The 20,944-nt window shown below is 35.6% G+C and carries 23 protein-coding genes; 11 read left to right on the top strand and 12 right to left on the bottom strand.

Translation table 11 applies throughout. The features are described 5' to 3' along the window. Positions 1–11: 11 nt before the first annotated feature. From PEDSA_RS13180 to PEDSA_RS13150, 7 genes are read left to right on the top strand one after another with little or no spacing between them, the layout of a single operon-like run. Positions 12–353, top strand: a complete 342-nt coding sequence (locus PEDSA_RS13180; RefSeq protein ID WP_013633643.1) for a cytochrome C oxidase subunit IV family protein — start codon at positions 12–14, stop codon at positions 351–353. Then, on the top strand, positions 350–1,036 hold the full coding sequence (locus PEDSA_RS13175) for an SCO family protein (RefSeq protein ID WP_013633642.1): 687 nt from the start codon (positions 350–352) through the stop codon (positions 1,034–1,036). The genes PEDSA_RS13180 and PEDSA_RS13175 overlap by 4 nt, the downstream gene beginning before the upstream one ends. Before the next feature lie 2 nt (positions 1,037–1,038). Beyond that, positions 1,039–1,611, top strand: a complete 573-nt coding sequence (locus tag PEDSA_RS13170) for a DUF420 domain-containing protein (protein ID WP_013633641.1) — start codon at positions 1,039–1,041, stop codon at positions 1,609–1,611. Between the two features lie 4 nt (positions 1,612–1,615). Then, positions 1,616–1,894 carry a hypothetical protein gene (locus tag PEDSA_RS13165; RefSeq protein ID WP_013633640.1) on the top strand — a complete coding sequence of 93 codons (279 nt, stop codon included), beginning with the start codon at positions 1,616–1,618 and terminating at the stop codon, positions 1,892–1,894. A gap of 54 nt (positions 1,895–1,948) precedes the next feature. Further along, positions 1,949–2,338: a DUF983 domain-containing protein gene (locus PEDSA_RS13160; RefSeq protein WP_013633639.1), complete on the top strand. Its 390-nt coding sequence runs from the start codon at positions 1,949–1,951 to the stop codon at positions 2,336–2,338. Continuing rightward, positions 2,325–2,990 (top strand): DUF2461 domain-containing protein, encoded by a 666-nt coding sequence (locus tag PEDSA_RS13155; protein WP_013633638.1) that lies wholly within the window; start codon positions 2,325–2,327, stop codon positions 2,988–2,990. The genes PEDSA_RS13160 and PEDSA_RS13155 overlap by 14 nt, the downstream gene beginning before the upstream one ends. A 2-nt stretch (positions 2,991–2,992) precedes the next feature. Continuing rightward, a complete protein-coding gene (locus PEDSA_RS13150) occupies positions 2,993–3,829 on the top strand; it encodes an OmpA/MotB family protein (RefSeq protein ID WP_013633637.1) in 837 nt (278 codons plus the stop codon). A gap of 33 nt (positions 3,830–3,862) precedes the next feature. On the opposite strand, the gene rfbC is transcribed toward PEDSA_RS13150, so the two are convergent. The 3 genes from rfbC to PEDSA_RS13135 are packed head-to-tail and all read right to left on the bottom strand — an operon-like array spanning position 3,863 to position 6,558. Further along, positions 3,863–4,411 carry a dTDP-4-dehydrorhamnose 3,5-epimerase gene (gene rfbC, locus PEDSA_RS13145; RefSeq protein ID WP_013633636.1) on the bottom strand — a complete coding sequence of 183 codons (549 nt, stop codon included), beginning with the start codon at positions 4,409–4,411 and terminating at the stop codon, positions 3,863–3,865. Continuing rightward, positions 4,412–4,720 carry a DUF4286 family protein gene (locus PEDSA_RS13140; protein ID WP_013633635.1) on the bottom strand — a complete coding sequence of 103 codons (309 nt, stop codon included), beginning with the start codon at positions 4,718–4,720 and terminating at the stop codon, positions 4,412–4,414. It abuts the gene before it with no gap. Positions 4,721–4,749: 29 nt separating this feature from the next. Then, a complete protein-coding gene (locus tag PEDSA_RS13135; protein ID WP_052305798.1) occupies positions 4,750–6,558 on the bottom strand; it encodes a tetratricopeptide repeat protein in 1,809 nt (602 codons plus the stop codon). Between the two features lie 188 nt (positions 6,559–6,746). On the opposite strand from PEDSA_RS13135, the gene PEDSA_RS13130 reads away from it, so the two are divergent. The 3 genes from PEDSA_RS13130 to PEDSA_RS13120 are packed head-to-tail and all read left to right on the top strand — an operon-like array spanning position 6,747 to position 11,004. After that, the gene (locus PEDSA_RS13130) at positions 6,747–8,630 is read left to right on the top strand and encodes an alpha/beta hydrolase family protein (RefSeq protein WP_041537456.1); all 1,884 of its coding nucleotides are present in this window, start codon (positions 6,747–6,749) and stop codon (positions 8,628–8,630) included. A 6-nt stretch (positions 8,631–8,636) separates the two neighbouring features. Continuing rightward, entirely contained in the window at positions 8,637–10,313 is a 1,677-nt protein-coding gene (locus PEDSA_RS13125; protein WP_013633632.1) for a sensor histidine kinase, read from the top strand. A 1-nt stretch (position 10,314) separates the two neighbouring features. Beyond that, entirely contained in the window at positions 10,315–11,004 is a 690-nt protein-coding gene (locus PEDSA_RS13120) for a response regulator transcription factor (protein ID WP_013633631.1), read from the top strand. A 26-nt stretch (positions 11,005–11,030) separates the two neighbouring features. Here the strand turns inward: PEDSA_RS13120 and PEDSA_RS13115 are convergent, their stop codons facing one another. The 3 genes from PEDSA_RS13115 to PEDSA_RS13105 are packed head-to-tail and all read right to left on the bottom strand — an operon-like array spanning position 11,031 to position 12,814. Further along, positions 11,031–11,360 carry a hypothetical protein gene (locus tag PEDSA_RS13115; protein ID WP_013633630.1) on the bottom strand — a complete coding sequence of 110 codons (330 nt, stop codon included), beginning with the start codon at positions 11,358–11,360 and terminating at the stop codon, positions 11,031–11,033. 53 nt (positions 11,361–11,413) lie between these two features. After that, positions 11,414–12,316 carry an FKBP-type peptidyl-prolyl cis-trans isomerase gene (locus PEDSA_RS20350; RefSeq protein ID WP_013633629.1) on the bottom strand — a complete coding sequence of 301 codons (903 nt, stop codon included), beginning with the start codon at positions 12,314–12,316 and terminating at the stop codon, positions 11,414–11,416. A 3-nt stretch (positions 12,317–12,319) separates the two neighbouring features. Further along, positions 12,320–12,814, bottom strand: coding sequence for an FKBP-type peptidyl-prolyl cis-trans isomerase (locus PEDSA_RS13105; protein ID WP_013633628.1), 495 nt, complete (start codon positions 12,812–12,814; stop codon positions 12,320–12,322). Between the two features lie 179 nt (positions 12,815–12,993). On the opposite strand from PEDSA_RS13105, the gene PEDSA_RS13100 reads away from it, so the two are divergent. Next, positions 12,994–13,341: a Dabb family protein gene (locus PEDSA_RS13100; RefSeq protein WP_013633627.1), complete on the top strand. Its 348-nt coding sequence runs from the start codon at positions 12,994–12,996 to the stop codon at positions 13,339–13,341. 50 nt (positions 13,342–13,391) lie between these two features. Here PEDSA_RS13100 and PEDSA_RS13095 read toward each other — a convergent pair whose 3' ends face one another. The 6 genes from PEDSA_RS13095 to PEDSA_RS13070 all read right to left on the bottom strand — a co-directional run bounded on the left by PEDSA_RS13095 (position 13,392) and on the right by PEDSA_RS13070 (position 20,944). Continuing rightward, positions 13,392–13,685, bottom strand: coding sequence for a chaperone modulator CbpM (locus PEDSA_RS13095; protein WP_013633626.1), 294 nt, complete (start codon positions 13,683–13,685; stop codon positions 13,392–13,394). A gap of 1 nt (position 13,686) precedes the next feature. Next, a complete protein-coding gene (locus PEDSA_RS13090; RefSeq protein WP_013633625.1) occupies positions 13,687–14,586 on the bottom strand; it encodes a DnaJ C-terminal domain-containing protein in 900 nt (299 codons plus the stop codon). Between the two features lie 196 nt (positions 14,587–14,782). Continuing rightward, positions 14,783–16,558: an acyl-CoA dehydrogenase family protein gene (locus PEDSA_RS13085; RefSeq protein WP_013633624.1), complete on the bottom strand. Its 1,776-nt coding sequence runs from the start codon at positions 16,556–16,558 to the stop codon at positions 14,783–14,785. Positions 16,559–16,818: 260 nt separating this feature from the next. Then, positions 16,819–17,994, bottom strand: a complete 1,176-nt coding sequence (locus PEDSA_RS13080; RefSeq protein ID WP_013633623.1) for an acetyl-CoA C-acyltransferase — start codon at positions 17,992–17,994, stop codon at positions 16,819–16,821. A gap of 92 nt (positions 17,995–18,086) precedes the next feature. Next, positions 18,087–18,443 carry a four helix bundle protein gene (locus PEDSA_RS13075; protein ID WP_013633622.1) on the bottom strand — a complete coding sequence of 119 codons (357 nt, stop codon included), beginning with the start codon at positions 18,441–18,443 and terminating at the stop codon, positions 18,087–18,089. 95 nt (positions 18,444–18,538) lie between these two features. Beyond that, positions 18,539–20,944, bottom strand: coding sequence for a 3-hydroxyacyl-CoA dehydrogenase/enoyl-CoA hydratase family protein (locus tag PEDSA_RS13070; RefSeq protein ID WP_013633621.1), 2,406 nt, complete (start codon positions 20,942–20,944; stop codon positions 18,539–18,541).

The raw sequence follows: 20,944 nt of genomic DNA, 5'->3' as shown, positions 1-20,944 counted from the left end.
TCACTTAGGATATGTCTCAACATTCAAATATAGAGCATGCGGAAGAACATGCAACAATGAGTAAAGGAAAGATTTGGCAGGTATTCTTTATCCTGTTAGTATTAACAGTTATTGAATTCATTATAGCATTAGCTATTCCTGAAGAAATGCTTAGACAAAGCATAAAGAACTTCTTGTACATATTCTTAACATTGTTTAAAGCATATTATATTATAGCATACTTTATGCACCTGAAATTTGAAAAATATGGTCTGATAGTCACCATAGCCATATCTTTCATATTTATCATCTACTTTATTATTCTGCTATTAGTAGAAGGTGGATACCAGCATGTAACTAAGCATTTTTTATGAGGAAGCAATTTCCTTTAAAAAAGATATTAATCCTGGTAGCCATATTAGCGGTGCCAGGATTTTTATATTATTTACTACAGGATAAAGGAAAAAATAGATATAAACCCCTTCCTTTTTATGGTCCAAAGACAGTTTTGGAAACCTTTAAAATGAAGCGGGGAGAAAAGATTCCGGATACATTGTATCATATGGTGCCAGGCTTTACTGGATTCAATCAGGAAGGTCAGGATTTTGATTTTTCTAAGATTACAGATAATATCGTAATAGCCAATTTTTTCTATACAAAGTCTGGAAAGCTTGGGGAAGAGATGAATAAACAGATGGATTGGCTGTATAATAGGTATATAAACAATAAAGCTATCAGATTGGTTTCAATTTCCATAGATCCAGAGAATGACAAAGGTGAGTTGTTGAAACATTATGCAGATAGTTTAAAAGCAAAAGCGGGTAAGTGGGATTTTGTTTCGATAGATACATCAGCAGTATATCAGCTGTCTTCTGAAGGTTTTTTTGTAAATGCCTTTAAAAGCGATGGTAAATACATTTTGTCTGAAAAGATTATCCTTTTAGATAAACAACACCGAATAAGAGGTTATTATAACAGTTTGCAGAGCGAAGATATGAAATCGCTTAATGATCAAATCAAGGTTTTAATAACAGAAGAGTTAAGAAAGATGCCATAATCATGAATGATAAGTTTATTTTTAGATTAATAACAGCCGTTTCTATATTTGTATTTTTAGTTGTAGTGATATTGAACAGAAAAATTATTCCTGTAACTATAGAAACACCTTCCTATATTTATTTTTTTCCGAAGCTAAATGCCATTATCAACGGAACTTGTACCGTACTGCTGCTAATATCATTCTATTTCATAAAAAATGGAAATGTAGCGATGCATAAAAGGATTAATCTTTTTGCTTTTTTTCTTTCCTCTTTATTTCTGATTTCTTATATTGTATTTCATTACTTTGCCCCGGAAACCAAATTTGGAGACTTAAATGGAAATGGTACTCTGGAAGCAGAAGAAATTTCGGCAGCAGGCAATGTGAGGTATGTTTATTACGTTATATTGATAACGCATATAGTTTTAGCTGCAATAGTGTTGCCCTTAATCTTATTGAGTTTCTACAGAGGTTTGCAAATGAATGTAGAAAGGCATAAAAAGTTGGTGCGTTACAGTTTTCCGGTGTGGTTGTATGTAACGGTAACAGGAGTTATTGTTTATTTAATGATTTCACCATATTATCAGTTTTAGTATTATGAAAAAGCTGAAGGTATTATCGGTCGTTGTTTTTTTTGCTCTGGGCTTGATGATAATTCCATTTCAATCCAAAGCACAATGTGCAATGTGTCAATCTACGGTAGAATCGAGTATTAATGCGGGAGATAATACAGCTAAGGGTTTGAATAAAGGTATAATGTATCTTTTAGCAGCCCCTTATGTTGCAGTTGCTGCCATAGGTATTTTGTGGTATAAGAAATATCGAAAAAAAGATGTAGTTATCGATATCAAAAAAGAAAAAATTAATTTAAATTAGTAATTGGAGCCCCGTTAAATTCGGGGTTTTTTTATTTTTTAAATATCATTTGCTATGGCCGCTACACCTAAGTTGAAAGCAATGTTGGATGCTAAATGTCCCAGATGCAGGAGAGGAGATATTTTCCAAAACAGTATGTATGGATTAAAGTCACAAAAGATGTATGAGTTTTGTCCACATTGTGGACTAAAGTATGAGGTAGAGCCAGGTTATTTTTATGCGGCGATGTATGTGGGCTATGCAATAAATGTGGCTTTGGGAGTTACGGTTGGTATGGCAACTTACTTTATAACGAAGGAAGAAAAATCGCCGTGGATATATATAGCTGCTGTATTAACTGCTAGCTTCCTTACTGCACCTATAAACTTTAGATATTCCAGAGTTATATTATTGCATTTACTCTCTCCTAAGATTAGCTATAGACCGGATTATGATCACGATTAAGAAAGAGGTTTTTGATTTTTTAAGACTGTTAAAAAGCAATAATACCAGAGAATGGTTTGAAGAGAACCGTCCTTTATATGAAATAGCCAAGTCTAATATTGACGAGTTTGCCGCTTTTCTGATTCACCAGATCAGTAAATTCGATCCTTCGGTACCAGCAGATACACGTGTGAGTAAATGTGTCTTAAGAATCTACCGGGATGTAAGATTCAGTAAAGATAAGACACCGTATAAAAATAATTTTGCGATAATTATATCGGAGAACCGAATGAAGGAAGGTCCGGTATATTTTATTCACGTGGAGCCTGACAACAATTACATTGGCGGTGGATATTGGAGACCTTCTGCGCAGCCATTGAATGCAATTAGACAAGAGATTGATTATAATACATCTGAATTTTTGTCTATTCTTACAGAAAAGCACTTTTATAATTACTTTGGTGATCTTAGCAGAGAGGATATGCTAAAGGTTAATCCTAAAGGTTATGAAAAAGATCATCCTCATATTGAGTTTTTGAAATTAAAAAGCTTTATCTGTGTTAAGCATTTTGATGATAATAGCTGGACGACTAAAGCGGGAATAGAAAATCTATTGGAAGGTCTGAAATTAATAACGCCATTGAACCATTTTTTAAATAGAGCATTAGAATAATTATGAAAGTAAAATCTTTATTAGCCCTTGCCTTTTCTTTGCTGTTGATGAGCTCCTGTGTAGTGATGTCTAAAAAGAAATATCAGAAGCTCTTATCTGATCAGGATTCACTCGCAAATGGCTGGAGCACAGCACAGGTTAAAATAGAGTCTTTAGAAGAAGAATTGACGAGATTAAAACGGGATACGGCTATATTAAATCAGAAGGTAAATAGCTTAAACGGTGAATTAGCCGATTTGAGGGGAAATTACTCTACGTTAAGGTCAAATAGCTCTTCGGAGATAAATCGATTATCTGAAGACCTTAAAAGACGTGAGCAGCGTTTGAAAGAGGTGGAAGAGATGATCAGGAAAAGAGATGAAGCCAGCAATGCGTTAAAAAATAAACTACAAAAAGCATTGTTAGGATTTCAGGATAAAGGCCTTACCGTGGAAATGAGAGACGGAAAGGTATATGTGTCTCTTACGGATAAATTACTATTTGCGAGTGGTAGTATAGTGATAGATGAAAGGGGGAAACAGGCTTTACACGAGCTGGCAGTGATTCTTAATACCCAACCGGAAATCAACATTGCTGTTGAAGGTCATACAGATAACCAGAGGGTTGTGAATTTGGGACAGATTAAAGATAACTGGGATTTGAGTGTATTAAGAGCAACCTCTGTTGTGAGATTTTTGACAGTTGATGAGAAAATTTCACCAAATAGAATTATGGCAACTGGTAAAGGAGAGTTCCAACCTATCTCCACGGATAATTCTGCAGAATCAAGAAGTAAGAATAGAAGAATAGAAATTGTGCTTTCGCCAAAACTGGATGAGCTATTTAACCTTTTAAATTAAACAAAGAGGCCTTTTTTTGAGGCCTCTTTGTTTTTAGAATGGACTATTAAATTCTTTAAAGCTTATAAGTTGCTTGTCTTTTTCTGAAAGAATAGCCTGTCTTGTATCAAACTTCCAATCAATGTTTAAATCAGGGTCATTCCATAATACCCCTAATTCTGAAGCTTTGTCATATAAACCTGTTACTTTATAAGAAAAGATTGTATTGTCTTCAAGGGTTATAAATCCGTGTAAGAAACCAGGTGGAACCCAGAACATCTTAAAATTTTCTCCTGATAGTTCTACAGAGAAATATTGGCCATAGGTTGGCGAGTCTTTTCTTATATCCACGGCAACGTCTAATACTTTTCCTTGTATAACCCTTACTAACTTGCCCTGAGCGAATGGATTTGCCTGCGCATGCAAACCCCTTAACGTTCCTTTTTGGGAGTAAGACTGGTTATCCTGGACAAAAGAAGTGTCTATCCCAGCTTCTTTGAAAAGTTTCTCGTTGTAGCTTTCATAAAAGTATCCTCTATCATCTTTCCATATTTTGGGTTCGATGACGATAAGGCCTTTTATTGGAGTTTCAATAAAATTCATCTATAGTGGATTTGAATATTCTAAAACGCTTGTGAAAAAAAATGCCTTATCAGGAAATTTTTGTAGAAGGGCCTGACTAAGTTCTATAAACTTTTGATCTCTGAAATTATCTAATTCTTCCCTGCTTTTAGCAAAGCATTGTACACAATATGTTATGCCTTCATTTACAGGCTCTGTAAGTCTATAGGTTTTAACTTCCTGGAATTTTTCACTGTTTTGTACAGTGGGAACGTATTCATTATGCAAAAAATGAAAGAAATCATCATGCACAGTGTCCTCAACTATAACAGTTATATTAAAAATAATCATCGCGCAAAGTTAATCTATTAAGAATAAAATCACAGAGAATCACCTCTTAAAAGTCTGAATCTTTTTCTGGCGTCTATAGTATAAATGCTTCCCGGGTGATCTTTAATTAGCTTCTCATAGTATAACGAAGCGGATTGATTATTCTGTATCTTGTCCTGATATATAATACCGATATTATAGATCGCATCATCTATCCAAATACTATTCGAAAAGTCATTACATAACTTTTCGTAATAAGAGATGGCTTGTTTGTAATCTCGTTTTGCTTCATAAATCTTTGCCTTACTTAAAAGGATGTCATCTGCAAGGTCAGTATTCGGATATGCTTTTAACACACTATCTAATTTACTCAGGGCTTGTTCATGAAGATGTTGTTCGCGTAGAAACTCAGCTTTCGCATAAGTTTTCAGTGCATTGTTTGAGCTGTCTTCATCAAAATGTTCCTGAATGAGAAGACTCAGATCAAGAGCGTCGTTGGCTATTAATTGGGATGTGGAAGCTTTCAGGACATCAAGTTGTGCTTTTGCCCATTTAAAATCTGCATTATAAAAAGCAATCTTGGCATTTCTAAATTTTGCTTCCTGTCCCAATACCGTATTAGGTAAAGATTTCTCAATTTGCCCATAAAGCAGTGAGGCTTCCCAGGGATTGTTATTTAGGATGTTGACATCAGCCAGTTCTAATTTTACTTCTGCTAATTCGTTGGGGTTTAATCGCGGTATATTTAACGCGTCCAAAAGTAACTTTTCTGCAGCTGGTAGTTTATTAAGGTAATTCGCTTTGACTTTAGCCAATTCCAAAACAGCAAACAAGGTACGTTGATTGTACCCAAATTCAGTAAGTACAGCTTCATAAGCGGTTTCCAAAGCGGCTGCTTCCAATCCTATTGATCCTTTATTGTTCGCCTGCTCTTGTTTTATTTTTAGTAATTCTATTTGTGCAGAAATATAATAGGGATTGTTTTTCCCCTTTAAAATAAGCTGCTCATATGCTTTCTGAGCGTATGCATATTGATATTCGTCTTTTAAAATGGCTGCAAGCTGGAAAAGCAAAGCTCCATTTCCATCGGTACGTTTATCAATGGATATGGTTTGTATAAGGGCAAGATTAAACTCTTTAATTTGTATATACGTCCAAGCCAATAATTCACTTAGTGCAAGATTATCTGTATTTTTTTGTAATCGTTTGATCAATAATGACTTTAGTATCTGATAATCCTCGTTGCTTTGGTAGGCTCTGCTGAAATTGGATTTTACACTTGGCAAATATTCCGGTTGTGTTTCCACAAGATTGATTAATTCCTGCGTCAAAAAATCCTTTTGTTGGAGATATTTATATAGATTTATCAATTCAAATGAAAAGGCATTATTCGAATTAATAACCTTTCTGCCTTGGATAAAGACCTTTGCCGCATATTCATATTGGTTTATGCGATAAAAATTATTTGCTATCTGGCTAATGGAAAAGTTGTTGGGAGGAAGCTTTCCCAGCAAATCATTTAATGTTTTATCTGCATTGGGTTTATCACCCTTTTCTATATAAAGCTGTATCAGATAAACTTTTAAATTTTGGTTACCTGAATCATCCTTAATTTCTTTTTTTATTACTTTTTCTGCTAAATCATATTCTTTCAGCTTAAAAAGCGTATTCATATAGCCGTCATAAGCAATCTCTTTAAAATTCTTATTTTGATAAAGACGTTCGTAAATTTTTTTTGCTTTCTCGTACTCGCCATTGCCGAATAGTTGCTGTGCATACACAATGTTTTCATTGTCCTGTGAGAAAACGTTTAAGCTTATATAGAGAATCGATAGAATCGAAAGAAGTATCTTTTTCACAAACAAAATGTAAGATTATATTTTTACAATATAAATTTAAATATACGCCGGGAATAACACTTTTAGAATATTTTGTAACTTATTTATTACCGGAGGTTATGCACTCGTTTATTAAAGTTTTAGTTAATTTGTCATTTCGTTATTAACCTTTAGTGTTCTCTAAATTGAATTTTAATACTCTAAATCCTTTGCTAAAATTTTCACTAGGAGTTTTCATCCTATTGATTTATGCTTGTAAAGGAGAAGTATATAAAGACAAAGTTCCAACAGAGTATTTTTTCAGAAATTCAGAAGTATCTTCTTTCCGTATTTCTCCCGATGGAAAATATATTTCTTTTTTGCGCACCAATCAAAACGGGGATAAAAATCTATTTATTAAAAACGTCGCTGACAAGAAAGAATTGCAGCTTACCTCATTTGAAGGGAAATCGATTAGAGATTACCGTTGGATAGGGTGTAGATACTTCTCTCTGATAGTAGAAGATGCCGCCTGTAAAGACTTTGGTTTGTACACTTTGCAAAGCAATGGAGACGATTTGGATGAAGTAGTTTTTAGTAACAGCGTTACAAAAATAGATTTTATACAAAAGGGAAATCGTTCTGATAATAGCTCGATACTTTTTTCAATGAATGATCGCGATCCCGAACGAACAGACGTTTACGAGTTGAGTTTGGAAACAGGAGAAAAAAGAAATATTATGTCTAATCCCGGGAATTTTATTGAATGGTTTGCCGATGGGGATAACGTAATACGACTTGCCCGGGGAAGCGAATCAACCAATGAGAATTGGTATTATAGATCCGGAAACAAGGAGGGCTTTAAAAAGATTGTTTCTAACTATTTTACAACAAACATAAAGCCAATAGCATTTGTAAAGTCTCAAAAACATACGATTTATGCTTTATCGAATCTTGGAAGAGACAAATATGCCCTTGTAGAATTCGATTGCAATAATGGTAAGGAGATAAGAACCATTTATGAGACTAAAGATGCCGACATTTTAGATTTTTTGTACTCACCTAAGATAGATAAAGTGGTATATGTTTCTACTGGTTTAGGAAAAGGGAAAATCCATTTCTTGTCTCCGAATATCGAGGCTTATTATGCAAGATTGAATAAAAGATTAGGGACTGATATTATAGAAATCGTTGATCACGACGAATTAGAGCATAATATTATTTTGAGGGCCTATAGCGATATAGAGCCGGGCTCTTTTTATTTGTATAGCTCGAAAAAAGATTCTTTAAGAAAATTAAGCGACATCAATAGCAAGATAGATTCATCTCAGATGAGTGTGATGAAGCCCGTTTCATATAAAAATAGGGAAGGTGTAAATATTCATGCTTATCTCACCTTGCCAAAGAACACCAACCGTAAATCATGTCCATTAATAGTAATGCCACATGGCGGGCCTTATCAGCGAACACATTGGGGATATGATGCGGAAGTACAGTTCTTTGCCAATCGTGGATATGCGGTTTTTCAACCCAATTTTAGAGGCTCAACAGGATATGGCAAGGCTTTTTTTAACGCAGGACTTAGAAAATGGAATGAAAATATCCAAAACGATGTCGAAGATGGAGTGAACTGGTTGATTGAGAACAATATGATAGATTCGGCCAGAATAGTAGCATATGGTAGGGGATTTGGTGGTTTAACAGCGATAAATCTTGCAATAGAACAACCACATATCTATAAATGTGTTATTTCTTATTCAGGTATTCTGAATCTGTTTACTTATATAAAAAGTACACCGTTGTATTATAAACCTCATAGATACGTTATAGAGGAATTATTGGGAAACCCCGAAAAAGATATTGATTACATTAAATCGGTTTCTCCCATATTTAATCTGAAAAAGTTAAACAGACCTGTTTTTTTCTTTCAGGGGGGAAAGGATGCCAGAGCAAACATGGTTGAAACCAACCAATTTTTAAGAGAGCTGAAAAAATATAACAAAGAGGTTGAGTATGTGTTGAGAGAAGACGAAGGTTATAAAATTGGTAAATTCGAAAATAAAGTTCACTTTTATAATGCGGTTGATAATTTTCTGAAAAGCCATCTGAAATAATTTCTTATGAGAGCAGATAGAGTAGATTTCCAGAAAAATAGGTTACTCATTTTCCTATTCCTGATACTGCTTTCTGTTTCCTTGATAGTAGCATTGGGTTTAGGACATAACCTTGTCAGACGCCAGGTACAAAGCGAATTTAATTCTCTTAAAGTTGATGTTCTGGAGAGTACCATGTCTTCTTATGAAGCTTTTTTTCAGCAGTCAATTCCTGAAATATCCTATTATCAAGGGTTTTTAGATTCACTTTCTGCTTCCAGATATGCGGATACGGTATTAAAAAAATATCCATTTGTAGAAACAGTTACATTTTATGACTCTTATGTAAGCGACAGGAATATTAACCACGGCATTGCAGTTAGAAATTTAGGTATAGGTATAAAAAGTATCTACAAGTTCGGAAAGAGAATTCCCTTAGATTCCATAGTTATTTATGATAGTAAAAAGCCAGGAAGGTTGAGCCTAAGCAATGCAGACGAGTTTAACAACATCGGACTAAAGCTGGCGGCTTTTATCGAATCTGCGGATACTACGAAGAATGTAAGTAACGAGGTCGTTTTTAAGATTTTTTACAATATCACATCCAATCGTATAAGTTACATGAACGTTCCCCGAAGGCAGGAAATTAGTGCTTTTCAGGATATCATGAATAATAGAGAGAAGAAACCACCTGTTTATGAATTAGACCTGTTCTCTTTCGAGCTGAATCCGCATAAATTGAAAGTTACAAATAGGCATCCAAACCTATATCAAAATATTACGATAGAGGAGTTATCTTCTGGGAATATTTTTGATAACCCTCATTACCTGAATACCAGTATGCCGCTGCCAGGTGCATTTTCTGCTTATAAATTATACTTTACCAGTAGCAAATTATTTCTAGAGAAAGAAGTAAACAGGCGGTTCCTGCCTATCGCCTTCGGTGTTTTCTTTATCTATGCTATAATGATTATAATTACTTTTTTGATTTACAGGAATTTCCGTATGAGCAGAAAGCTGTTCAAATTACAATACGATTTTGTAAATAATCTGACTCATGAATTTAAAACTCCGGTTTCTGTGATAAAGATTGCTGGCAATAATATAAGAAGTGCTCATGATTTAAGTTTAGCAGAGCTGCAGCATTACGGTAAGATACTGGATGAGGAAGCTGATAAATTAAATGAGTTGATGAACAAGTTATTGTCATTTACTCAGATTGAAAATAAAACCATTCATATTAAGGAGGTCGAGATAGAATTGGAAGAATTTTCTCAAAATATTATCAACGGATATGAACTAAAATATCCTGATTATAAAATAGATTTAGATGTTAAAAGGAGCGTTAAAACATTTTTATCCGATCCGGTGTTGTTAACTAGTATTTATCAAAATTTAATTGAAAATGCTTATAAGTACTCTAACCCTAACCTTAAATATTTGAAAATTACGGTTTCTAAAAAAAAGAAAAATATTGTATTTAGTTTTAAGGATAAAGGAATAGGTATAGAAAAAAAGGAAATTAATAATATTTTTAAAAAATTTTATAGAATTGAAAGCCAGTATAATCAGCAGGGAAGTATAGGTTTAGGTTTGGCTTTTTGTAAGGAACTTGTTAACTTAATGAAAGGTGATATTACTGTAAACAGTAAAATAGGTACAGGATCAGAATTTATAGTAGAATTGCCTTATATCAGTAAATAATATGCAAAGAAACAGCAAAATCGCAGTTGTCGAAGATGATGAAAATTTAAGATTCTTAGTTGTTCATCGTTTAAAATCGGAAGGGTACACCACAGTAGAGACGGGAAGTGGAGGCGATGCGGTAGAATTGGTGTTAAAAGAAAATCCGGAAATTGTACTTTTAGACTGGATGTTGCCAGCAATGCAGGGATCGGAGGTTTGTAAAACGTTAAGAGAAAAAGGATATGATGGTTTGGTTATTATGATGACTGCTAAAGCACAGGATTTAGATAAAATAGATGCTTATAATTTTGGAGTATCTGATTATGTCACAAAGCCGTTTAATATGGATGTATTGGTTGCTCTGTTAGACAGTAAAGTAAAGTTTCTTGTCAATCATGATAAACATGAGATATCTCGTTTCGGAGATATGGAACATCACCCTCCTCATATACATTCTATTGTAAAAAACGGAAAGAAAATAGAGCTAACCATTCTGGAAAACAGAATTTTGTTATATTTCCTTAAGAATGTAAATAAAGTTATCAGTAGGGACGATCTGATGCTGGAAGTTTGGGGTTATAACTCTGATGTCAATACGAGAACTTTAGATATGCATATCGTAAGGCTGAGAAAAAAAATTGAAGAAAATCCTGACAGACCAGAATATCTTCAGACAATAAGGGGGGTTGGGTACAAATTCAACGCATAAAAAAGGGAATCATCTGATTCCCTTTTTTAGCTTTTAGGCCTGTCTTTTATTTGAGAAGGCTTTAAATATATTTTTTTACCCTTTTTGTCTATATAGTACTTTTTGTTATGGCTATCTATATAAACATTGGATCCGTCAGGAGCCATTTTCCCTCTGTAGGTTTGGTCTGCAACTTTTGAAGCTCCTTTAGAAGCCACTTCTGCGGTTTTATCTCCCACAGCTTTAGCTCCCTTTTCAATAGCTTTTCCTGTGTTTTCTACAGCTTTTTCTGTTTTTTTCTGTGCATTTGCATCTATTGTATTAAAGCCAATAAGTAGAGCTAATGCAGAAATACCAATTAAAATTTTCTTTTTCATGATAGGATGTTTTTATATCATACTATCAAAATATTTGCCAATTGGAAGAGTGATTATTCGGCTAAAACTTCAATATCAAAGTATAAAGGAGTATTTGGTAAAATTGCACCACTTCCATTGGCCCCATAAGCTAGATAAGATGGAATAAGAAGTTCAATGCGACCGCCTTTTTTGATTTTTTGAATACCTTCAATCCAACCGGTAATCAGACTTCCATTATAAATTGTCGTTTCAAAAGGAGAATCTTTGGTGGACGAATCAAAAACTTTACCATTAAAAAGTTTACCCGTATATACCGCTTTTATAGTGCTTCCAATCGCTATTTGAGCACCTGTTCCTTCATTAATAATTCGATAGTAAAGCCCTGTTTCTTCGTCTTTAGTATAGCTTTGTCCTGTTGTCTTTATATATCTGTTAATTAATGTATCCTCTGCAGCTGCCTGAGTTTTAGCATTTATAATATCAAGAGTGGCATCAAGAACAGTATTGCCTTTAATTACAGTACTGTATCCATTCTTTCCAAACATTACATACGACGGTAATAGCGCTCGGATTTTTTCGCCGTATTTAGCTTTCAAAAGAACATTCCTTAAGCCGATAGGAGAAACATAGCCGATAAACCCATTCTTTACAGAATTGAGATTTGGCATATATGAATAAGTCTCGGCAGAATTAATAAGCAAACTGGTAGTTGCAATGTCAGTCCCCTCTAAGGATTTCAATTCCAATAAGAAAAAAGCCTGGTTATAATTCTGTAATGTGTCTCCGTGGCCTTCTTTTACAGTCATATAATAGAACCCTGTACTATCTTTTTTAAATTTAGAAGTTAAATTGTTTTTGGTTAGGAATTCCTTAATGCTTAGCTCTTCTATTTCTTGTAATGTTCTTGTTTCCTTTGTACATGCGCCTAAGAAAATAGAGCAAGTAAGCACAAATCCTAAAATTTTTTTTATCATTTTTTATTTTATGTCTATTAATTCTATATCAAAGTCTAAGATTGAGTTAGCAGGTATTAACCCCAGGCTTTTATTTCCGTAACCATATACAGACGGAATGATTAACCGTAATTTCTCGCCTTTTTGCATAAGTTGTATACCTACTTGCCAACCGAATATCACCTCTCCCAATCTGAAGTTAGTTTCTTGTTCTCTCGAGTCAAAAACAGTTCCATTTAAAAGTCTCCCAGTATATTTTACGGTGATAATTGTATTTGGAGTGTAATTGTATTTCTCATTCCGATCTTTGTTCTGTTCATATTTGTAGAAGTAAATTCCTGTAGCATCTCTTGTAGCAGCTATATTTTTTTCCACCAGAAATCTACTAATTATCATCTCTTCACTATTCAGCTGATCTTGCATTTGTTGCTGATAATTCGGTGTATCTTCCGTCTTCAGACAAGAACCAAAGATAAACATACTACTTACTACCACAACATAAACCAGTAATTTTCTCATAACTTTATCCACAAATTTATTTATCTTTTTAGATAAACCTACTATTTAACATTTTTTAAGACTATACGAGTCGGTGTTATTTCTCTGCTACAGAATATAAGATCTACTTTGTAACTTTTTTTTTATTTTCGAGAATGAAAAAGATCTGCTTAATTCTATTTTTTAGTATAACCTGTTTTATGAATAGCTCAATTGCAGAGGAAAGCCCAAACGGTAAATTTGTACATACCGTTCTGTTTTGGCTAAAAAATCCAGATAGTAAGAAAGACAGGGAGGCTTTTGAAAAATCCTTAACCAAATTTGTCAATACCTCTGTTTTTATAAAAACAAAGCATTTAGGCGTACCGGCTTCAACAGATAGACCGGTAATTGACAAAACTTACAGTTATTGTTTAATGGTGACATTCGACTCCAGAGAAATGCATGACAAATACCAGGAAGAAGTTGCTCACAAAGTATTCATTTCGGAATCGGAGCATTTATGGAAAAAGGTGTTGATATATGATTCTGAAAATATATTGAAATAAGGTAAGCTAATCGGTATTTAATCTAATACTTTTTTATACTACATCGGTACTCATGAATTGCCTGTATGCGATTCATTGTGAAGTCTTTTTACTTCGTTTTGAAGATTCTGTATTCGTTGGAGTAAATGCTTAATGGTTTCCAGGCCTTCCATATTAATTTCCAAATCATAATGTAGTCGTATATATCTTTCCAAATCGGCTAATTGTTCATAATCAATAAATGTTTTTTCTTTTGAATGACTTAAATTGATTAGTCCGTGTTCATCTAACTGCTGCATAAATGAAATTTCAATACTATAATAAGCACAACATTGTTCTACAGATATTCTTTTTTCTTCTCCCATTTTATCGTTCTTTAGAAAGTTGTTCAAACAGTTCCTTTTCTTTAGCAGTTAAATGCTTAGGTATTTGGATTTGCCAGGTAATATACAAGTCTCCAAAAGAGCCTTCTTGTTTATATATAGGAAATCCTTTGCCCTTTAGTCGTATTTTGGTTTCGTTTTGCGTTTCAGGATTGATTTTCAGTTTTAACTTTCCGCTCATTGTATCTATCGTTGTCTCTCCTCCTAGAATTGCCGTATAAAGATCCAGTGGAATATTGGCATAAAGGTCATTTCCTTTTCGAATAAAAGAAGTATCGTTTTTTACTTCGAAAGTAATATATAAATCACCCTTAGGGCCACCATTTACACCATCGGTGCCATAGCCTTTCAATTTTATCTCCTGTCCGTTTTCAATACCAGCTGGAATGGTAATGCGAATATTCCTCCCATTTACGGTAAATGTTTGCTTTTGCTCGGTATATGCTTCAGATAAATTCATTTGTAAAGAAGCGCGTAAATCCTGTCCTCTAAACTTTGTTTGTCTGCTGCTTTCCCGATTCCCAAACATAGATGAAAAGAAATCAGAATAATCATCATCGTCATTATATGTATAGTGCGAGCCACCACTAAATGGATTGCCACTCGTGTAAGCCCCTGATGCCTGCTGTTGTTTTTTAGCTTCTTCAAACTGCTCGGCCTGTTTCCAGTTCTTTCCGTATTGATCGTATTTTTTTCTTTTTTCAGGATCGCTCAAGACTTCATTTGCTTCATTAATTTGCTGAAAGCGTTTTTCTGCCTCTTTATTGTGTGGGTTTAAATCAGGATGATGGTTACGCGCCAGCTTTCGGTAAGCTTTTTTTATTTCGTCGGCAGTAGCATTTTTGCTGATACCTAATATTTTGTAATAGTCAATATAATCCATTGTTTTAGATTAAAATCATCATGATGTTAAGCACACAATGTATACCAAAATATAAATAAAATAGCATCTAAATTATTGATAAAGGCCGATCAACTCCGTCCCTTATCAATAATTTTCGGCTTTATGGCCGCTTATGCGTGAGTATTTTGTAATCTTTGATTAGTCTCAAATTTTACAATATATTTAAACTGCTTTATTAAAAACAATATTTATTTTGTTCTATAAGCTTTTTAGCTACGCGTTGTCTTGCGTCTTTAATATTGAAGGGTGCGGTTTTGGTAAAGCGCCTTAATCCCATCAACATCATATTCAGTTCATCGCCATCAGCAAAAGAATTTAACGCTTCTTTTCCCGCCAAATGGACTTTATCTACCGCTTCCTGCATATAGATTTTCATCATATCTATTTGACCCGAAACAGCTTCTTCACCTTTCATAGCAACCAGTTTTTCCACTCTGAGCAAAGTTGATTCGGCAACGTATACATAGCCAATGATATCGGCAATATTCATCAGGATCTCCTGTTCCTTAGCCAAAGTCATCATTAATTTCTGTACAGCGGCACCTGCAATCATTAATCCTGCTTTTTTTAGATTTTTAAGGATTTTCTTTTCTGCAGCAAATAAAGTTTCATCTTCTCCTGTATTAAAATCGGGAATAGACATCAGTTCACTGGCCACCGTCTGAGCTGGGGTCATCAAATCTAATTCGCCCTTCATTGCTCTTTTTAAAAGCATATCTACAATAAGCAGCCTGTTAATTTCATTTGTTCCTTCAAAAATCCGGTTTATCCTGCTATCCCGATAAGCCCGATCCATTGGTGCTTCGGCGGAAAAGCCCATACCTCCGTAAATCTGTACACCTTCATCTACAACGTAATCCAGCATCTCGGATCCCCATACTTTGATAATTGCACATTCTACAGCAAACTCTTCGGTAGATTTTAGTTTAGCTTTTGCGGAATCCATTCCAGATGCGACTAATCCGTTATAAGCGTCATCTATATTTTGTCCAGCTCTGTAGGTGGCGCTTTCTATCGCAAAGTTGCGTGTGGCCATCTCTGCCAATTTATATCGGATAGCGCCAAATTTCGAGATCTGTAAACCGAACTGTACCCTTTCATTAGCATAGTTTATCGCTGTATCTATAACTTTCCGCGATGATCCTATTGTGGCAGCTCCCAGTTTGATACGGCCTATATTTAGAATATTAACGGCAATTTTGAAACCATTTCCCCTTTCCGAAAGCATATTTTCAACTGGAACAGGGCAATCATTAAAGAAAATCTGTCTAGTGGAAGATCCCTTAATCCCCATTTTATGTTCCTCAGGATTCATGCTGATGCCACCAAAATTCCGTTCTACAATAAAAGCAGTCAGGTTTTTATCGTCTTCTATTCTGGCAAATACAATAAATATATCTGCAAACCCACCATTCGTAATCCACATTTTTTGCCCATTAATAAGGTAATGAGAGCCTTCGGGATTTAATGTAGCTTTGGTTTTACCGCTGTTGGCATCAGAACCAGAGTTCGGTTCTGTTAGGCAATAAGCAGCTTTTAGTTCGCCGGAAGCCAGTTTTGGAATGTATTTGTTTTTCTGTTCCTCATTGCCATAGTAAAGTATTGGAAGCGTTCCTATACCTGTATGAGCAGACAAAGCCACCGCGAAAGAATGTCCGGCCCCAATAATATCGGTCACCAACATGGAAGTGTTAAAGTTTTTTCCAAATCCTCCATATTCTTCTGGAATAGATACGGCAAGCAAGCCTAACTCGCCGGCCTTATCCATAAGTTCCTGCATCAAGCCTTCTTTTTGCTGATCGATTTCCTCCAGCCTGGGATATATTTCTGTCTGTAAAAAATCTTCGCAGGTTTTTTTTATCATCAATTGCTCTTCATCAAATTCTTCAGGAACAAAGACGTCTCTAGCCTCTGTTTCTTTGATAATAAATTCACCACCTTTTATTTTCATGACTTATAAGATTAAAGAGCAAAGGATAATGAATAAGACACTTTGCCCGGTTGATATTTTTGTTTTTAAAGGATTAAAGAAGAAAGATCAAAAGACATCTTGCCGTTTGCTTTATTCATTTAGTCTTTGTTCCTTATTCCTTATTCTTTCCATCCTTGTTCTCTCTGTTGGTTCCTTCACTAGATGAGCGATTTAGGAGCATAAGTTGCTCCCAAACGTTCATCGATTATTTAGTTAGTGTTGTTTCTTTTTATGTTGATTTATAGCAGTTCAAAAATTCCTGCTGCGCCCTGTCCTGTACCTACACACATGGTAACCATTCCATATTTTTGATTTCTACGTTTAAGCTCATTCAAAATCTGTACAGTTAATTTTGCGCCGGTACAACCTAAAGGGTGACCCAATGCTATCGCCCCGCCATTTACATTAAGCTTACTTTGGTCAATCCCCAGATTTCTGATTACTGCCAGGGATTGTGAAGCGAAGGCTTCATTAAGCTCAATCAGATCCATATCGTCTAAACTTAGATTAGCCATTTTTAGTGCTTTTGGAATAGCTTCTATTGGGCCAATTCCCATTATCCTTGGTGGAACTCCAGCTATACCATAGCTGATTAATCTTGCAAGAGGTTCTGCATTGAGCTCTTTCAGCATTTGTTCTGAAACCACAATAACGAATGCCGCTCCGTCTGAAGTTTGGGATGAGTTTCCTGCCGTAACCGATCCGTTTAGGGCGAAAACTGGTTTAAGCTTTGCTAAAACTTCCAAATTGGTATCTTTACGCGGACCTTCATCTGTGTCGACAACAAATTCCCTTGTTTTCTTTTGAAGATTATTGTCCAGATACGTTTCATGTATGGTAATTGGTAAAACACCGTCCTTTAAATGTCCGTTTTCTATCGCGGTAACAGCTTTTTTATGTGAATTATAGGCAAACTCATCCTGGTCTTCACGACTCACATTGAACTCTCTGGCTACGGCTTCTGCGGTAAGTCCCATGCCCCAATACCAGTCGGGGTTTTCCTTTGCAACTTTAGCGTTCGGTACAATCTTATTTCCACCGAAAGGCATTCCGGACATAACTTCCACTCCGCCCGCAATAATACAATGAGCCATGCCTGCTTTTATTTTTGCTACAGCCGTTGCGATCGTTTCCAGGCCCGAAGCACAGTATCTATTGACTGTTACGCCCGGAACTTTGTCGGTATTTAATCCCATCAGAGAGATCATACGACCAATATTCAGGCCTTGCTCTGCTTCGGGTGTCGCATTTCCCACTATTACATCATCTATTCGGTTAACATCCAGATTCGGAACAGATGCAACAAGGCTCTTTATTACGTCGGCAGCTAAATCATCAGCTCGTGTAAAACGGAAAACGCCTCTGGGAGCTTTTCCAACCGCTGTACGGTAACCTGCTATAATGTATGCTTCCATATCTTAATTTTAATTAAAGTATTGAGTAGTGTGTATTGCGTATTGAGATGCTCATTGTTTGTTTTAGATTTGAGACAGATCTTGTAAATATTTTAAATGTTTTCTAATGATTTTTGAAGCTTGTAATTCATTTTTTGGATCTCGTCAATCTTGTTAAGAATGTCTTCTGTTGATGGATCATCAATAAATTTTAACTTATTGGCGATCACCAGTTGAGTTTGTAGTTCATAAGAAGAGCCGTTTGCAATTCCCAAAAATTGTTTAAACTCTCCTTTTGTATTCCTTCCTGCTCCTTCGGAAATATTTGAAGAAATTGAAATAGCACATCTACGAGTTTGAGAAGTCAAACCAAATCTTTCATCCGAAGGGAATTCAGCAGTTAATCTGTAAATATCAACAGCCAGGTCTATCGACTTATTCCAAATTTTCAACTCTTTAATATTGTGCATTATACGACGTCTAAGTGTTCTTTTACTATTTATTATTAAATAAGTATGGTCTCAATACTCTATACTCAATAAGCATATCTTACCTTCCAAAAGAATCAATTTCTCAACGGTTTTCCTCCGGTTATAATACTTTGTATTCTTTCCAGTGTTTTGCGTTCGGTGCATAATGATATAAATGCCTCGCGTTCCAAATCCAAAAGATACTGTTCAGTGACTAACGTGGGGGCAGATAAATCTCCACCGCACATGACATAGCCCAGCTTTTGGGATATCTTCTGGTCGTACTCTGATATGTAATTTCCAGAGCGCATACTATTCGCTCCAGCGTAAACCATCCCTAAACCTGAATTTCCCAAAACTTTGATGTCTTTTCTTGGAGCAGGAGCTGTATATCCGGCATCAGCCAGTTCCAGGGCTTTTGTTTTTGCATCTGCAATCAGACGATCTCTATTCATACTGATCGAATATTTTCCAGCTTGTAAGTAACCCAGTTCGTGAGCTTCTGCAGCAGATGTTGAAACTTTTGCCATAGCAATGGTTAAGAACCTATCTTTTAAAACATTCTGATCAATCTGCCCTTCTTTGTATTCGTCAGATGCCCGCAGTGCAAACTCTTTACTACCGCCACCTCCAGGAATCAAACCCACTCCAAATTCAACAAGTCCCATGTAAGTTTCGGCATGTAATTGTACATGGTCGGCATGCAAACAAAACTCGCAACCGCCACCGAGTGTTAAGTTATGGGGAGCAAGTACAACCGGAATGGAGGAATGTCTTATGCGCATAGAGGTGTTTTGGAATAACTTTATGGCCATATTAATTTCATCCAATTCCTGTTCTACAGCCATCATAAATATCATTCCCACATTAGCGCCTGCGGAAAAATTAGCACCGTCATTTCCAATAACCAAAGCCTTATAAGACTTCTCGGCCATATCAATGGCTTTATTGATACCTTCCAACACCTCTGCACCAATAGTATTCATTTTGGTATGGAATTCCAGATTCAACACTCCATCGCCCAAATCAATTAGTGTAGTCCCACTATTTTTCCAAACGGTGTGCGTTGCTCTAAGGTTATCCAAGGAGATATAAGCCTCCCGTCCCGGGATATTTTTATAGGCTTGCGAAGAAATATCGTAGAATGCTTTTACACCTTTTTCAACGTTATAAAATGAATTTATCCCTGTTGCCAACATGTCTTCAACCCATTTTGCTGGCTTTTTGCCCTGTTGTTCCATCATCTGGACACCTTCTTTCACTCCAATGGCATCCCAAACTTCAAAAGGACCAAGCTCCCAGCCAAATCCAGCCCGCATTGCGTCATCTATTTTATAAAGTTCATCAGCTATTTCGGGAATCCGGTTAGAAACATATTCAAAAAGCCCTGCAAAAGAAATTCTGAAAAACTCACCGGCTTTATCCTGCCCTTTTGCGTATACCCGCATTCTTTCTGGCAGATTGTCTATTTTTTTTGTTTCGTCTAAGGTGGTATATTTCACTTTCTGCTGTGGCCGGTACTCTAAAGTCTTCAAGTCTAAAGCGAGAATTTCAGACTTGCCATCTTTGCCTTTTATTTTTTTATAAAAGCCCTGTCCGGTTTTATCACCCAGCCACTTGTTCTCCTGCATTTTTTGCACATAATCAGGAAGCGAAAACACATCAATAGATTCATCATCAGGCGCATTTTGACGTAGCCCATTAGCGACGTTTATCATAGTGTCCAATCCAACTACATCAGAAGTTCTAAAAGTTGCCGATTTAGGACGTCCCAAAGCAGGTCCGCTAAATTTATCAACCTCTTCCACAGAAAGATCCATTTTCTGTACCAGATGCAAAAGCGACATAATTGAGAAAACTCCAATTCTATTGGCAATAAAAGCAGGCGTGTCTTTACAAAGTACAGTGGTTTTTCCTAAATACAGATCGCCGTACTCCATTAAAAAATCTACAATCGTTGGGTCTGTACATGGAGAAGGTATTATCTCTAGCAGTTTTAGATATCTCGGCGGATTGAAAAAATGTGTCCCGCAAAAGTGCTTTTTAAAATCATCAGTTCTTCCTTCGGTCATTAAGTGGATTGGAATACCGGAAGTATTAGATGTTATTAATGTCCCGGGTTTGCGATATTGTTCAACCTGTTCGAAAACCTTCTTCTTGATATCAATATTTTCCACCACAACCTCTATCGTCCAGTCGCAACCGGATATATCTTTCATATTATCATCGAAATTGCCTGTGGTTATAGCATTAAGTACAGATTTACTATATACAGGAGAAGGATTTGATTTTATTGTGTTTTGTAATGAAGAATTGACTATCCTGTTTTTTACCTGATTGTCAGCCAAACTAAGTCCTTTTGCCTGTTCTTCTGCAGTTAACTCCTTAGGAGCGATATCCAGTAACAGAACCTCTACACCAATGTTAGCAAAATGGCAAGCAATGCGCGAGCCCATAATGCCTGAACCTAAAACGGCGACTTTTTTTATCGTTCTTTTCAT

The organism is Pseudopedobacter saltans DSM 12145 (genome assembly GCF_000190735.1).
GTDB lineage: Bacteria > Bacteroidota > Bacteroidia > Sphingobacteriales > Sphingobacteriaceae > Pseudopedobacter > Pseudopedobacter saltans.
This window is presented reverse-complemented; position numbering and strand designations above follow the sequence as displayed.